Origin of the sequence: Vibrio sp. 10N.222.52.B7 (assembly GCF_041474275.1) — a bacterium.
Lineage (GTDB): Bacteria > Pseudomonadota > Gammaproteobacteria > Enterobacterales > Vibrionaceae > Vibrio > Vibrio crassostreae_C.
The window spans coordinates 43,845-57,490 of sequence record NZ_JBFRTU010000083.1 but is presented as its reverse complement, the minus strand read 5'-3'; the positions used below and the strand labels follow the sequence as shown (position 1 = coordinate 57,490).

Below are 13,646 nucleotides of genomic sequence, written 5' to 3'. Positions count from 1 at the left end.
AATATTATTCATTTAATGATACTAGAAATATACTTACCAGATAATACGTAATATCTGGTAAGTATATTAAATAAGAAAATGGCCGCTTATAGCGACCATTTGATATTAAAAATACGAGTTAAGGGGTATGAATCGCGCCATCAGGAAGGCGACTTTGAGTCCACTCGTGGGGGCGATACATAACAGGGAACTCGGCTGCAACCTCTCGGTCGATTTCAACACCAATACCTGCGATTTCAGAAGCGTATAAGTAGCCATTAATTGGCTCTGCAGCGTTCGGGAATACCTTGTGTGTATTCTCGTTGTACTCGACATGTTCTTGAATGGCAGCATTGTGTAAATGCACATTCAAATGCGTGTTTACCGCTGCGCCAATTGGCGTCATATCTGGCGGGCAATGCCATGCAATACGAACACCGAAGTTCTGACATAGATGGCCGAGTTTCAGAGCTGGGGTAATACCACCAATCTGTGAAACATGGCAACGAATGAAATCAATGCGGCGGTTAGCAATCAATGATTTCCACTCTTCAGGGTTATTAAATAACTCCCCTAAACCTAATGAAACTGAGCTCTGGCTGCGAATATTATCCAACCATTCCGTTTGATTTGGCGGCAGAATATCTTCAATGAAATACGGCTTATATTGCTCGACTTCCTTCGCAAATTGTATCGCTTGGTTCGGGAATAGGCGCTCATGAACATCATGAAGAATATGGAATTGATTACCATATTTCTCTCTCAGCGACTTAAACATCGTTAGAGTATTATCCATGTACTGATCTTGGTCGTAGTACGAACCTTCAGTCGGGTTTTGAGTGGTATGCAAATCCGTTGGAACGCCGCCATAGAAACCAAGCTGACAACGAATGTGCTTGTAGCCTTTGTCTAGGAAAGATTCCACCAGCTCATAAATCCCTTCCATCGTGTCGCTCGTCGCGTGTGTGTATACAGGAATAGCATCACGAGACTTACCACCAAATAACTGGTGTAACGGCATACCCGCCAATTTGGCTTTAATATCCCACAGTGCCATATCAACACCGGAAATTGCATTATTGATAACAGGGCCATTTCGCCAATAAGCGTTGACCATCATCATTTGCCATAAGTCTTCAATATTATTGGCGTTTTTACCAATAAGAATAGGTTTTAAATATTCATCGACCATTGTTTTTACAGCAAGCGGTCTTTGTTGGAATGTCGCACAACCAAACCCTGTCACGCCTTCATTCGTTTCAACTACCACGGTAATGAGGTTGTGTCTGTCTGGTTTAGTAATAATACAATGGATATCAGATATAATAGTTTCTTTCACAATTAAATAACCTAAACTTAAGTCAACTCCTATTATCTAACCGCTTTAAAAACCACATTTCAAGCGCTAATTTTGCGTAAAAATAATTGGTACGTTAAGTGATTTTTTTTGATAACCAAAACATACCAATTGGCCAAAAACGGTGAAAAAATAATTTTTCGGATTTTAAGTGTGATTGAGATCTCTTTTTACTCCGTTGGATTTAAATTGGTTGTCGTTATGATTGCTCGAGTTAAATATATTCCAATAACAGGTGTAGTATGCAAATGGTAGAAAAAAGTGATGCCGTTATTAATAACTCGAAGTCATCATCGAAGAAGAAAAATTTCAAAGAAAATATACAGTTATTAATCACTGCACTTGGTGGTGAAGACAATATCGTGAGTATCACGCACTGTATGACAAGGCTGAGATTCAAATTAGCAGACGAGTCGCTGGTAGACGAAGAAGCAATCAAGCAGATCGCAGATGTGAAAGGTGTGGTACTTCAACAAGGCCAAACTCAAGTCATCATCGGTGTTGAGGTCGAGAAGTGGTTCAACGCGCTATCAAACACTCAACAAGCTGACGCTAATCCGGCTGATGAACTAGAGAAAGGCAAGCTGTTCCAAGGCGTGATGCGTATTGTCGCAGGCATCTTTGGTCCGGTTGTACCCGCAATCGCTGGCGCGGGTATGTTGATGGGCCTGTTGTCTGGTCTTATTGCAACCAATGTTATCTCTGAAACCTCAGACACAGTTTATTTCTTCCGCTCGATCTCTGTTGCTGTGTTCTTCTTCTTACCTATGCTGGTTTCTTTCTCTGCCGCTAAGGTATTCAAAGTAAACGAATACATTGCGCTTGCTGTCTCTTCAGCAATGCTAGCGCCTCTGCTTGTTGATAAAGCAACAATGCTAAAAGACGCAGGCGCTGCACCTGAGCTGACGGTTCTTGGCGTGGTTCCTATTGAGCTGCTCAACTACGGCGGCGCGATTGTTCCTGCGATTCTAGCAATCTGGTTATTGTCTAAAGTGACTCCGTTAGTTGACCGCCTAGTTCCTTCTTCTGCGAAGCCTGTATTTACACCACTGCTTGCCTTTACGGTAACTTCGACCATCACGCTATCATTTGTTGGCCCTGCTGGTATCTGGCTAAGTAATGGCGCAGGTTGGGTGATGAGTTCACTACTGGAAATCTCTCCGACGTTAACCGGCTTTGTGTTTGGTCTAACTCGCCCGATTACCATCGTATTTGGTATCCACCACAGCATGACGCCGATCAGCCTGAACAACTTTGCACTGTATGGTAAGGATCTACTGATGCCTATCATGTGTTTAGGTAACATGGCAATTGCGGGGGCAACCATGGCTATCTGGCACAAGCAACGTAAAACGGTTTCTAAAGAGCAATCTTCAATTACGATGGGCTCAAGTGTTACCGCTATCTTAGGCATCACGGAGCCGGCTCTATTTGGTGTCCTCACGAAATACACCAAAGCGATGATGACCGCGAGTTTGGCTGCAGGTGTGTTTGGTGCTATCTCGGTAACGATCGATACGCACTTAACAAGCTACATTCTTTCTTCTGTATTCAGCTTGCCAGCTTACCTTGCAGGCGGTACGCAAAACTTCATTCAAGCACTGATGGGCGTGGTGGGTGTATTCGCACTGTCTTTCGTCCTAACGATGTTGTTCGTAAAACTAGACAACAAGTAATCGGCTAGTCTCACTCCCGTAAGATTAGAATCGAAAAAGCATGACCATATCTCATTATGGTCATGTTTTCCTCAATACGAACAAACCCAACCTTTCCTTTCTAAGGCTATATTATGACCCACATCGCAATCATCGGTGAGTGCATGATTGAACTGAATGGGGCTCCATTTGGCGACATGCATCAAAGCTATGGTGGAGACACATTAAACGCGGCAATCTACTTGAACCGCAGCGCTGCGGTTAGCAACCCCATGAACTGCAATAACACTGCGAATCCAGCGATGCGAACTAGCTATGTCTCGGCGCTTGGCTCTGACGCTATCAGCCAAGAGATGCTTAACCGATGGCAAGATGAAGGACTATCAACCGAATTCGTGCTTATTGACGAGCAGCGTTCACCCGGGCTCTATCTCATTCAACTCGACGATGTTGGTGAGCGCACCTTCCTATACTGGCGCAACGATTCGGCGGCTCGCTACATGGTACAGCACCCCGATTTCGATAAGATAGCCAACCAACTTCACGATGTTGATATGGTGTTTCTGAGTGGTATTTCCCTCGCGATATTGCCACACAGCGATCAGCTAAAGTTGCTCACTATCATTGAAGGCCTGCGTGAACGTGGCGTTACCATCGCCTTTGATAGTAACTACCGACCAAAACTATGGGAATCAGAAAGCGCGACCAAAGAGTGCTATCGACTGGGTTATCAAACCACTGATATCGCCTTGGTTACCTTTGATGATGAACAGCAACTATGGGGCGACCAAACACCTCAAGACACCATCGACCGACTACACAGGCTTGGCGTGCAGACCATCATTGTAAAACTCGGTGCTGAAGGCTGTTTGGTCAGTGAAACTCCAGCCCAAACACCAAGCCTAATTGAAACCACGCCAGTAGAAACCGTGGTTGATAGCACCTCTGCCGGCGACTCTTTTAACGGCGGTTTCTTATCTTGCTATCTCGCTGGAGGTTCTATTGAAGAAGCCTGCTACCAAGGTAATGCATTAGCCAGATTGGTGATTCAACATCATGGTGCAATCATCCCAAAATCCATCACCGACACTCTTTCAAACTGATATTAAGAAGTACACATGTCTACAATTAACGAACAGCTAAAAGCACTTAAAGTTATCCCTGTTATCGCCATTGATAACGCAGAGGATATTATCCCTCTAGGCAAAGTATTGGCTGAGAATGGACTTCCTGCAGCTGAGATTACGTTCCGTTCAGACGCCGCTGTTGAAGCTATCCGACTGCTTCGCCAAGCACAGCCTGATATGCTGATCGGCGCAGGCACCATCTTGAACCGTGAGCAAGCACTGGCCGCGAAAGAAGCAGGCGCAACGTTTGTGGTATCACCGGGCTTTAACCCGAACACGGTTAAAGCATGCCAAAAGATCGGTATCGATATCATTCCAGGTGTGAACAATCCAAGCACCGTTGAAGCTGCATTAGAGATGGGCTTAACAACCTTGAAATTCTTCCCAGCAGAAGCCTCTGGCGGCATCAACATGGTTAAATCACTCGTTGGCCCATACGGCGATATTCGACTCATGCCAACTGGCGGTATCACGCCATCAAACATCGATAATTACTTGGCTGTACCTCAGGTATTAGCCTGCGGTGGCACTTGGATGGTTGATAAGAAGCTCGTTGAAAACGGAGAGTGGGATGAGATTGCCCGCCTAACACGCGAGGTTGTTGAGCAAGTGAATCGCTAGTCGAAAGCTAGTCGAAAACGTTCTAGAAAGGACAAACTCCCTTGATTCCATAGCAACAAAGCCACAGCACATGCTGTGGCTTTGCTTTTATCGGGTTATATCAATACCGCTAACTGTCTGTCGTCGTTAATGGCCTTTTGCCATCACACGCACCTTTCTCAAGGTCGTATAGCGGGCTGGCCCCATGACTGCTCCATCGGTGATCTTCTCTCGCTAATTTTCTATATTGAGTCGGCGTGACACCAATGTACGTTTGGAAGGTTTCATAGAATCGGCTGCTCGAATTGAAGCCCACCGTGAGTGAGATATCGAGAATGGTTCTATCCGTATCGCTCAGCAAAGCACGAGCGTGGTTGATGCGCATCGCTGTGATGTACTGCTTAATGGTCATCTGCATCGTTCGCTGAAATACGTTCATCGCGTAGTTGCTGTGTAACCCAATATGTTCAGCGATATCTTTAACGGTTAATAGCTGATTATGGTGAGTCGCAATGTATTCCAACATCTGGCTGACATAGAACTGGGAGTGTTTCGATACCCCTTTCTTGGTCGACTTATCCTGTCGATTTACCAGCAGTTGTTGCCAACCATCAAGGCAGATTCGTTTAAGCATTAAGCCAATTTCATCCATAGCTAACTGTTGACGGCTTTCGGACGAATGTTTTATCTCTTGTGCCCAACGGGAGATTTCAAACTCACTGATCAACGCACAGGAATTCGATTGCAATACACTACCGTGAGTTATCTGATTGATAAAATCCCGACTGAGAGCCCACGACATAAAATGGTGAATTGGTATGTTGATGATCCCCATATTATGGCATTGACCTGGATTGGTAAGTCGATGCGGTACCGATGCCCAAAACAAGCCAATCGATCCGCTCTTAACCACAACCGGACTGCCGTTAATGATGTACTCCACATCATCCCCAAAGGGAATATTCACCTCAACTTGACCATGCCAGTGATAGCCTGGCATGGAGTGAGGCGCTCTGAGTTCGATATCGATTTTCTCATAGGAAGAATAGAGAGAAAGCGGACTTACCGACACGGTCTCGGATGAGTACTTATCTAAAGTGATAATTCTCACCGTATCTGGGGCTGATTGTGGCATATCTCGCTCCTTAGGAAATCGTATAGCTGAGTTTTAGCAGTTCCTCGATAATAAAACTCTGAAGGCGATCATAGAGCCGCAGTACCCCAATTCATAAGATCATCACGATGTGATTAGAGTCAGTATCTTAAGTGCAAAACTCGCTTCATTGCATAAGCTCTCTCCTTAAAAGCCAGCAAGTTGTCCCATTTCCTAAGATTTTCATTGGGTGATTTAAAAATATTAGAAAACGGGAGAGCTATTAGATTATCTGAGACGAATCGACATGGGTTCTAGGTGTAATTTATCTGCATCAACAAAGAACTCAGAGAGATAAAGGATTCCACTATGCAAAGCCCTAAGATCACATTCATCGGTGCTGGCTCAACCATTTTTGTTAAGAACATTCTTGGTGACGTTTTCCACCGTTCGGCATTACAAAACGCTCATGTCGCCTTGATGGATATTGATGAGACCCGATTAGAAGAGTCTCACCTTGTCGTCAGTAAGTTGATGGAATCATCAGGCGCTACTGGCTCTATTTCATGTCACTTAAATCAGAAAGAAGCGCTACAAGACGCAGATTTTGTCGTCATCGCTTTCCAAATCGGCGGTTACGAACCTTGTACCGTCACCGATTTCGAGGTGTGTAAGCGCCATGGTCTGGAACAAACAATCGCTGACACACTTGGTCCGGGCGGCATAATGCGTTCACTGCGCACAGTCCCGCATCTTTGGAGTGTCTGTGAAGATATGACTGAAGTTTGCCCAAGCGCGACCATGCTCAACTACGTCAACCCAATGGCAATGAACACATGGGCAATGTACGAGAAGTATCCGCACATTAAACAAGTCGGTTTATGTCACTCTGTACAAGGTACTGCTGAAGAACTAGCTCGAGACCTAGACTTAGATTACGCAGACCTTCGCTACACCTGCGCTGGCATCAACCACATGGCTTACTACTTGACCCTCGAGAAGAAAACCGAAAGCGGTGAGTACGTCGATATCTACCCAGACCTACTTGAAGCCTTTGAGAGTGGCCAAGCGCCTAAACCGGGTGTGTACCACAATGGCCGCTGCACCAATTTAATCCGCTATGAGATGTTTAAGAAGCTGGGCTACTTTGTGACAGAGTCTTCTGAACATTTTTCTGAATATACCCCTTATTTTATCAAGCCAAATCGTCCAGATTTAATTGAACGTTATAAAGTGCCACTTGATGAATACCCTAAACGTTGTGTCGAACAGATTGCCGATTGGAAAAAGGATCTTCAAGAGTTCAAAACGGCCGATAAGATCACCGTTGAAGAATCTCATGAGTACGCTAGCACCATCATGAACTCCATCTGGACAGGTATACCGAGCGTCATCTATGGCAACGTTAAAAATGAAGCCTTAATCGATAACCTGCCGCAAGGTTGCTGTGTTGAGGTCGCTTGTTTAGTTGATGCGAATGGTGTGCAACCGATCAAAGTTGGTCGCCTACCAAATCACTTAGCGGCATTGATGCAAACCAACATCAACGTTCAAACTCTATTAACCGAAGCCATTCTCACTGAAAACCGCGACCGTATTTATCATGCTGCGATGCTTGATCCTCATACCGCCGCAGTACTTGGAATAGAAGAAATATACGTGCTGGTTGATGACTTGATTGAGGCTCATCAAGGTTGGTTACCAGAGTGGGTTAACAAGTAATTTCATACTAATAAAAATACAATAACGTGAATATTAACGCCTTCTCAGTGAGGAGGCGTAAGGAGTGGCAATGAGTATCTCAATGAATACCAAGCTAAGTTACGGCTTTGGCGCATTTGGTAAAGACTTCGCAATCACCATCGTCTATATGTACCTAATGTTTTACTACACCGATGTGGTCGGTATTTCTGCCGCTGCAGTCGGTACTATTTTCCTCGTCGCGCGTATCTGGGATGCGGTCAATGACCCAATTATGGGATGGCTGGTCAATAACACCCGCACTCGTTGGGGTAAATTCAAGCCTTGGATTTTAATCGGCACGCTCGCCAATTCAGTCGTTCTATTGATGGTGTTTAGTGCTCACTATATCGAAGGCCCTTGGCTAATCGCTTACGCTGCTGTCACCTATATTCTTTGGGGCATGACCTACACATTAATGGATATTCCTTTTTGGTCATTGGTTCCAACACTCACCTTAGATAAGCGTGAACGTGAAGAGCTCGTCCCATACCCTCGCTTCTTTGCTAGCCTAGCTTGGATTGTAACTGCGGCTATCGCGATGCCTTTCGTGAATTACGTAGGTGGTGACGACAAAGGGTTCGGCTTCCAGATTTTTACACTCTTGCTGATCGCTTGTTTCTTGGTATCAACTTTCATTACATTGCGTAATGTGAAGGAACGTTATTCAACCGCCAACCTAGACACAACTCAACCTGAAGAAAAGGTTTCACTGAAAAAACTACTGTCACTTATCTACAAAAACGACCAACTGACCAGTGTTCTGTGTATGGCGTTGTCTTACAACCTTGCGACCAACATCATTACCGCCTTCGCGGTTTACTATTTTACTTATGTGGTCGGTAATGAAGAGCTGTTCCCGTACTACATGGCGTATGCAGGTATCGCGAACCTTATCACTCTAGTGTTGTTCCCTAAACTTGCGAAAATGTTCTCACGCCGAGTTTTATGGGCCTGTGCATCCACTTTCCCTATCTTAGGCAGCGCAGTACTCATCTATGTCGGCATGTATGACAAACAAAGCATTCTGCTGATATCAACGGCAGGCGTCTTCCTACAAATCGGTACAGCTCTGTTCTGGGTACTGAACGTGATTATGGTGGCAGATACGGTCGATTACGGTGAGTTTAAACTGGGGTCTCGTTGTGAAAGTATCGCTTACTCGGTGCAAACTCTGGTTGTAAAAGCAGGCTCAGCATTTGCCGCTTTCTTTATCGGCATCGCTCTCACTGCAGTTGACTATGTGCCCAACGTAACGCAAAGCCCTGAAACCGTATTCGGCATGCAATGTATCATGGTCGGCCTACCGGCTTTCTTCTTTGCCATTGCGTTAATCATCTACTTCCGCTTCTACAAACTGAACGGCGCCTACCACCAAAAAATTCAAGATCACTTAACCGAGAAATACGACCACATTACAAATGATGGCTCAAGCACAGGAGAAGCTTCGAAGCCAACCAAACCAGTACAAGCAATTTAGATCCAAGTAATAAGTCAAAGAAACAGGGGACAGAAAAGTCAAAACAATCAGCACATCATCGATGCAAAAAATCCCGGAAACTAAAAAACCTAGCGAGTAATCGCTAGGCTTTCGTACATTAAAACAATAAGTGAGATTAGGGGAAAGGTTGCCAATCATCAGTTCAAATCAGGTGAACTACACCAGTCTTCAGAACTTCTTTATTTTAGCGGGTCATTATCCGGCAGTGCCTTATGAAGCCAGAGTGCTAAACGCTTCTTAATGTTCGCGCCATCAAGCTTATCGTCCGGTAACGGTGTGATCTGATTGACTTCAACCAGGAACAAGTACACCGCTTTAACCTTTATCGGTTGGGATGAATTTGGTAAATCAAAACCTTGTAGCTTTGCCATCTTAAAACCGACTTCAACTGCTTTTTTTACCAGCTTATCTTCATTAATGATCTTCGCGGTTTTCGACATATCATCTCCATCATCTTTATCGAATGAATACTGAGTATATCAAACCGAAAAACTCACAAGATTACTTCGATCTCAATTTGAGGAGTCGCTTTGATAAATAACGTAAAACGAATAACAGGCTCAAGGCTGATTCTAATTCGGTTGGTATTTATGGCATCAATGGCTATACGCAAACGATCTCTTAACAAAACACTCAGTAAATGAGATCTTAAGTCAAGAAATCAAAATTGAACAAATTTTAGCTTAATATCCAACACAATACCGAATACTATGTTTTCTTATAAAAATGAGAGGCAATCTTTTTTCTATTGATAAACCCCTGTTATTTAACTAGTTTTATACAATGATGACTTAGTTCATATTTACAGGTTCTTGTTATAGAATATTATTTACAAAACACTCATTAAGAAAATAGAATAAAACCACTAATATTATACTGGTGTTAAAAATGCGTTACCTCTGGGCTTCATTCTGTCATAAAAACCCAATCATCGGACGAGTCGTTCATATCTTGGTTATGTTGGTTGCATTAGCTTCTATCGTTGTTCCATTGATATCAAAAGACGCAACTACAATCATAGCTTCACTGTGTGTTGCTCTAGTATGCTTCGTCATTTTTGTCTTCTTTGCGCTCGCCGACAAAATGCGCTCAGGCATGCATTAATCAACCAATCAGTTCTCTATCACCAAGCATTCTCTTTTTAAAAATTCATTATAAAATGCTGGTTACCAGATACGGAAAAGCCCAAAGTTAATAGCTTTGGGCTTTTTGATACCAGTAATCATTAACTCAACAACACACTTAATATAAGTGTGCAAATTCTTCGATTCGACTCTTACCGCGCAATAATAAAAAGTTCAAAAAGCGGGATGTTGAGGTAGTGATTATTTTGTCTTCTTCCACATCATGCTTTTCAAGGAGCGCTATGGCGAGATCTACACTCCCTATCTCTTCACAAAAATGGGCATCTGAGCCTGTCGAGAAATAAACCCCGACTTGCTTTCCAATCTCCACAATCTTAGAACAGCGTACATCACTCCCCTTGCGGCTTTTTCCCGTCAAAGAGGTATTGTTCACCTCAATCGCCACATTGTGCTGTTTAGCACACTCAAGCACGGCTCGAATATCAAATGGGTAATTTGGGTTACCAAGGTGCCCAAGCACATCAACCTTTCCCCCCTCAATTATATTAATGAGGGCTTGGGTATGTATCTCTTCAGTGGATGGAGGAAACACAGGTTCGTGGAAGCTGGCAATGGTCCAGTCAAGGTGCTGATAGGTTGAAGGGGATAGATCTAAGTCTCCTTCAATGTTGGTGATGTTTGCTTCCACTCCACGCAGGATTCCAACATAGTGAAGAAAGCGGGGCAAAATTCTTTGATTGTTGAAAAACCAGTAGTGGGGGGCACCCGGCATTTCAGGAGCATGATCCGTTGTACAAAGAAGTTTCAGCCCCTTATGCTGTGCTGCTTTAGCGTTCTCAATAATAGTGCTGTAAGCATGGCCGCTGGCAAGAGTATGAGTGTGGCTGTCGACGACGATCTTCATAGCGACCTCCTAGAATTAATTGATATCAAAAGAACCATCTTGGTTCATATATAGAGTTAGGTCCGCTTTTACAGAATGATTTAAAACCATGTCTACATTCTTTGAATCTGAACTTTTATAAAAAGCGAGAGCCTCTTCAAGCGTTGAGCCACCACGAATCTTGCGGTTCACTAAACGCTCTTCTAAAAACTTAGGAGCGGTATCGATGAAGATGGTGAAATCAGCAAGCTCATTCAACCCACTCCATACTGGTTCATCGAGCAGAAGCCAATTTCCCTCAATCACCACAATCTCTTTTTCAACGGTGATTGCGTCATCAACTGGATCATGCAGGTTACGATCGTAGTAAGGCCACTTTGGGTCTTGAACTTTTAGCTTCTTGAGTTTGTCGATAAGAGATGTGAGGTTAAAGGTTTCGTGTGCGCCTTTAATACTACGCAGCTTTATCTTCTCTTCACCGCGGATGGTGTAATTCGAATCGAGGATCTCGTTCGGGTAATGAAAGCCATCGAAAGGCAGCACCTGCAATGGTTCAACATTTGGGATTGTGTGAGATAGGTACTCCCAGAATGCCGCTAGGGTTGATTTTCCACTGCCAGGAGGCGCAGCTAAGAATATAACCGTTCGTTCGTTCTTTTCTTGGTAAAGACGAGAAAACTTTTCAACCAATGGCTTATGAATTTGTTCGATATTGTTATCTGAAAACACAGCTTCGGTCTCAAAGCCACTGACATTTAGGGAAACTTTCATATGAAAAGCCTTAATCTAAAATTTCGTTCTCCACGGTTTCTAACAAACCTTCGCAAGCGAGCTTCAACACGGTTTTGACCAGTGACTCATAGCGAGCTTGAGAAAAGGAGTCGAATGATGAAAATTTTAATTGGTTAATCGAATCAAGATAGATGCTGCCGTCGCTCTTTGAGAGCGTCGCTTGATTAGTGATGAAGTCGTAAATGACATCATCACTAAACGAAATTGGCTCTTGTTGCTGAGCGACAAAACCGTGCATTTGGTCAAACAAGTTAATATCTGCGTAACTCTCTATTGAGATCTTACCCATCGCAAACATCAGCTTTGATACCACATCAATCTCGACCAAAGGACCATCCTCTTTGAGTAGAGGGGTCACGGCATACTCAATCACCAAAGGATCTTGAACAAATACCCTTGGTAACAAATGCTTTAACTTAACGCTAATCAGCTTATGAGATGCTTGGATAAAACAAGTAGCGGTTTCGCACTCTTCTAAGGCATCTAATAATTCGTCTTGCACCGTAATAACATGTTCCTTATTGGTCGTGGCAGCAGTGTAGCTGCCACGAAATCATCGATTACGCCGTTAGGCTAACGCCGTAGAACTCAAGCAGTGCTTTCTCTGCCAGTTCGTTCCAAACGTAGTTGTTATCTTTCAAAATTCGGTCTAGTTCGCCGAAGAACGGGTCTTGCTCTGCTAGCTTATGGAACTCATCAATTGCCGTCAGTGGCAGGTCAATATGCGGGTAGATTAGCTTTTTACCACCCGGAATATCCAGTTGATTTAGGATAGTGTGAGGTGCCGCCTCTAAGCCACCAACGTGAGTTAGCATAAATGATGGGTTGATCTTACCCGCTTCCGAAAGTTCAATGGATTCAACCATATCCCCTGTTGAACCGCCAGAGGTTCCTACAATATGCGTAGATTCATAATGCACATTGTAAAAGTTGAACGGTACTTTAAATTGCTTATCTGTTGGACCAGCAAAGAAGTTCAGGCAGCCATCGTTACCTAATAGCTCATCAGCTTGCTCAAGCACCTGTGCAACCGCTGCATACACCATGACATCGTCATAGCCATTGCCGTCATTCAGTTCTTTTAAGTACGTAACAGGGTCATCAATTTTCGCTGTGTTTACGTAATGGAGTTCAATACCATTCTCGGTCGCTTTTGATACCGGGATAAGGCTTTCTGCGCGCGAGAGACGAGCTTCATCGATATCAGTCACCACAATACGGCTTGGCTTCACAGGGCCGTTAATCGCGTAATCAATCGCGCCAATTCCCATAGGGCCTGCACATGCTAACAATGCAAGAGAGCCGCCCTCTTTGATGCCCATTTGATGTTCATATACATAAGGCGTTGTATGGTAGCTTGCGTGGAACGCACCAATGATGCATGACATAGGTTCAGCTAAAGAGGCATTAGCGTAGTACGAACTCTTGTAAGGCAATACACAGTCCAAGTCGATTGCTACTTTAGGGATAATTGAGTACGTCGCATTGCCGCCGAACGTTTCATAGCTGTAGCCTGCTGAGTAGCCTGTTGGCAAACCCATTGCTGGCTGCAGTACAAATGGTTCGCCCGGCTTAAAACGGTGTTGTAAGTTAGCACCTACTTCTACAATCACACCTGCGTATTCATGGCCTGTCATTACAGGTACTTCAGCAATATTTCCCGGTACACGTTTATGGTTGCTGCCTAACAGTGCTGCTTTGTAAGTAGAAAGACAGATGCTGTTTGAGATATTTTTAACTAATAGTTCATCATCAGAAATTTTTGGAAGATCGAACGTTCTAAGTTGAACATCTTTTTCACCACGGATAACAGCAGCAGTTGTTTGAGTCATGA

Annotated in this window: 13 protein-coding genes; 6 read left to right on the top strand and 7 right to left on the bottom strand. The window is 43.9% G+C overall.

Annotation, left to right across the window (positions count from 1 at the left end; translation table 11 throughout):
• Positions 1-118: 118 nt before the first annotated feature.
• Complete coding sequence (locus AB4512_RS19375) at positions 119-1,318, bottom strand: enolase C-terminal domain-like protein (protein WP_004732372.1); 1,200 nt, start codon at positions 1,316-1,318, stop codon at positions 119-121.
• A 260-nt stretch (positions 1,319-1,578) separates the two neighbouring features.
• On the opposite strand from AB4512_RS19375, the gene AB4512_RS19370 reads away from it, so the two are divergent.
• The 3 genes from AB4512_RS19370 (at position 1,579) to AB4512_RS19360 (ending at position 4,739) form a co-directional block, all read left to right on the top strand.
• Positions 1,579-3,012, top strand: a complete 1,434-nt coding sequence (locus AB4512_RS19370; protein ID WP_017068132.1) for a PTS transporter subunit EIIC — start codon at positions 1,579-1,581, stop codon at positions 3,010-3,012.
• A 113-nt stretch (positions 3,013-3,125) separates the two neighbouring features.
• The gene (locus tag AB4512_RS19365) at positions 3,126-4,094 is read left to right on the top strand and encodes a sugar kinase (protein ID WP_372175386.1); all 969 of its coding nucleotides are present in this window, start codon (positions 3,126-3,128) and stop codon (positions 4,092-4,094) included.
• 15 nt (positions 4,095-4,109) lie between these two features.
• On the top strand, positions 4,110-4,739 hold the full coding sequence (locus AB4512_RS19360; protein ID WP_372175385.1) for a bifunctional 4-hydroxy-2-oxoglutarate aldolase/2-dehydro-3-deoxy-phosphogluconate aldolase: 630 nt from the start codon (positions 4,110-4,112) through the stop codon (positions 4,737-4,739).
• A gap of 109 nt (positions 4,740-4,848) precedes the next feature.
• Here the strand turns inward: AB4512_RS19360 and melR are convergent, their stop codons facing one another.
• On the bottom strand, positions 4,849-5,853 hold the full coding sequence (gene melR, locus AB4512_RS19355) for a transcriptional regulator MelR (RefSeq protein WP_372175383.1): 1,005 nt from the start codon (positions 5,851-5,853) through the stop codon (positions 4,849-4,851).
• A 327-nt stretch (positions 5,854-6,180) separates the two neighbouring features.
• Between melR and AB4512_RS19350 the strand changes: the two genes are divergently transcribed.
• On the top strand, positions 6,181-7,533 hold the full coding sequence (locus tag AB4512_RS19350; protein WP_372175382.1) for an alpha-glucosidase/alpha-galactosidase: 1,353 nt from the start codon (positions 6,181-6,183) through the stop codon (positions 7,531-7,533).
• A gap of 70 nt (positions 7,534-7,603) precedes the next feature.
• The gene (gene melB, locus AB4512_RS19345) at positions 7,604-9,031 is read left to right on the top strand and encodes a melibiose:sodium transporter MelB (RefSeq protein WP_048610299.1); all 1,428 of its coding nucleotides are present in this window, start codon (positions 7,604-7,606) and stop codon (positions 9,029-9,031) included.
• A 200-nt stretch (positions 9,032-9,231) separates the two neighbouring features.
• Here the strand turns inward: melB and AB4512_RS19340 are convergent, their stop codons facing one another.
• Entirely contained in the window at positions 9,232-9,492 is a 261-nt protein-coding gene (locus AB4512_RS19340; RefSeq protein WP_017061084.1) for a DUF5062 family protein, read from the bottom strand.
• A gap of 448 nt (positions 9,493-9,940) precedes the next feature.
• Here AB4512_RS19340 and AB4512_RS19335 point away from each other — a divergent pair, with 448 nt between their 5' ends.
• The gene (locus AB4512_RS19335; RefSeq protein WP_017065196.1) at positions 9,941-10,156 is read left to right on the top strand and encodes a hypothetical protein; all 216 of its coding nucleotides are present in this window, start codon (positions 9,941-9,943) and stop codon (positions 10,154-10,156) included.
• A 138-nt stretch (positions 10,157-10,294) separates the two neighbouring features.
• Here AB4512_RS19335 and AB4512_RS19330 read toward each other — a convergent pair whose 3' ends face one another.
• From AB4512_RS19330 to AB4512_RS19315, 4 genes are read right to left on the bottom strand one after another with little or no spacing between them, the layout of a single operon-like run.
• On the bottom strand, positions 10,295-11,041 hold the full coding sequence (locus tag AB4512_RS19330) for a phosphatase (RefSeq protein ID WP_372175381.1): 747 nt from the start codon (positions 11,039-11,041) through the stop codon (positions 10,295-10,297).
• Between the two features lie 15 nt (positions 11,042-11,056).
• Complete coding sequence (locus AB4512_RS19325) at positions 11,057-11,791, bottom strand: nucleoside/nucleotide kinase family protein (protein WP_017065845.1); 735 nt, start codon at positions 11,789-11,791, stop codon at positions 11,057-11,059.
• A gap of 10 nt (positions 11,792-11,801) precedes the next feature.
• Positions 11,802-12,314, bottom strand: a complete 513-nt coding sequence (locus AB4512_RS19320) for an MltR family transcriptional regulator (RefSeq protein ID WP_017065193.1) — start codon at positions 12,312-12,314, stop codon at positions 11,802-11,804.
• 58 nt (positions 12,315-12,372) lie between these two features.
• Entirely contained in the window at positions 12,373-13,644 is a 1,272-nt protein-coding gene (locus tag AB4512_RS19315) for a zinc-binding dehydrogenase (RefSeq protein ID WP_372175380.1), read from the bottom strand.
• Positions 13,645-13,646: the final 2 nt, after the last annotated feature.

Coding starts and splice junctions, on each gene's coding strand:
- AB4512_RS19325 (WP_017065845.1), bottom strand. CDS start 11,791: ATGAAAGTTTCCCTAAATGTCAGTGGCTTTGAGACCGAAGCTGTGTTT.
- AB4512_RS19350 (WP_372175382.1), top strand. CDS start 6,181: ATGCAAAGCCCTAAGATCACATTCATCGGTGCTGGCTCAACCATTTTT.
- AB4512_RS19370 (WP_017068132.1), top strand. CDS start 1,579: ATGCAAATGGTAGAAAAAAGTGATGCCGTTATTAATAACTCGAAGTCA.
- AB4512_RS19360 (WP_372175385.1), top strand. CDS start 4,110: ATGTCTACAATTAACGAACAGCTAAAAGCACTTAAAGTTATCCCTGTT.
- melB (WP_048610299.1), top strand. CDS start 7,604: ATGAGTATCTCAATGAATACCAAGCTAAGTTACGGCTTTGGCGCATTT.
- AB4512_RS19365 (WP_372175386.1), top strand. CDS start 3,126: ATGACCCACATCGCAATCATCGGTGAGTGCATGATTGAACTGAATGGG.
- AB4512_RS19330 (WP_372175381.1), bottom strand. CDS start 11,041: ATGAAGATCGTCGTCGACAGCCACACTCATACTCTTGCCAGCGGCCAT.
- AB4512_RS19315 (WP_372175380.1), bottom strand. CDS start 13,644: ATGACTCAAACAACTGCTGCTGTTATCCGTGGTGAAAAAGATGTTCAA.
- AB4512_RS19340 (WP_017061084.1), bottom strand. CDS start 9,492: ATGTCGAAAACCGCGAAGATCATTAATGAAGATAAGCTGGTAAAAAAA.
- melR (WP_372175383.1), bottom strand. CDS start 5,853: ATGCCACAATCAGCCCCAGATACGGTGAGAATTATCACTTTAGATAAG.
- AB4512_RS19335 (WP_017065196.1), top strand. CDS start 9,941: ATGCGTTACCTCTGGGCTTCATTCTGTCATAAAAACCCAATCATCGGA.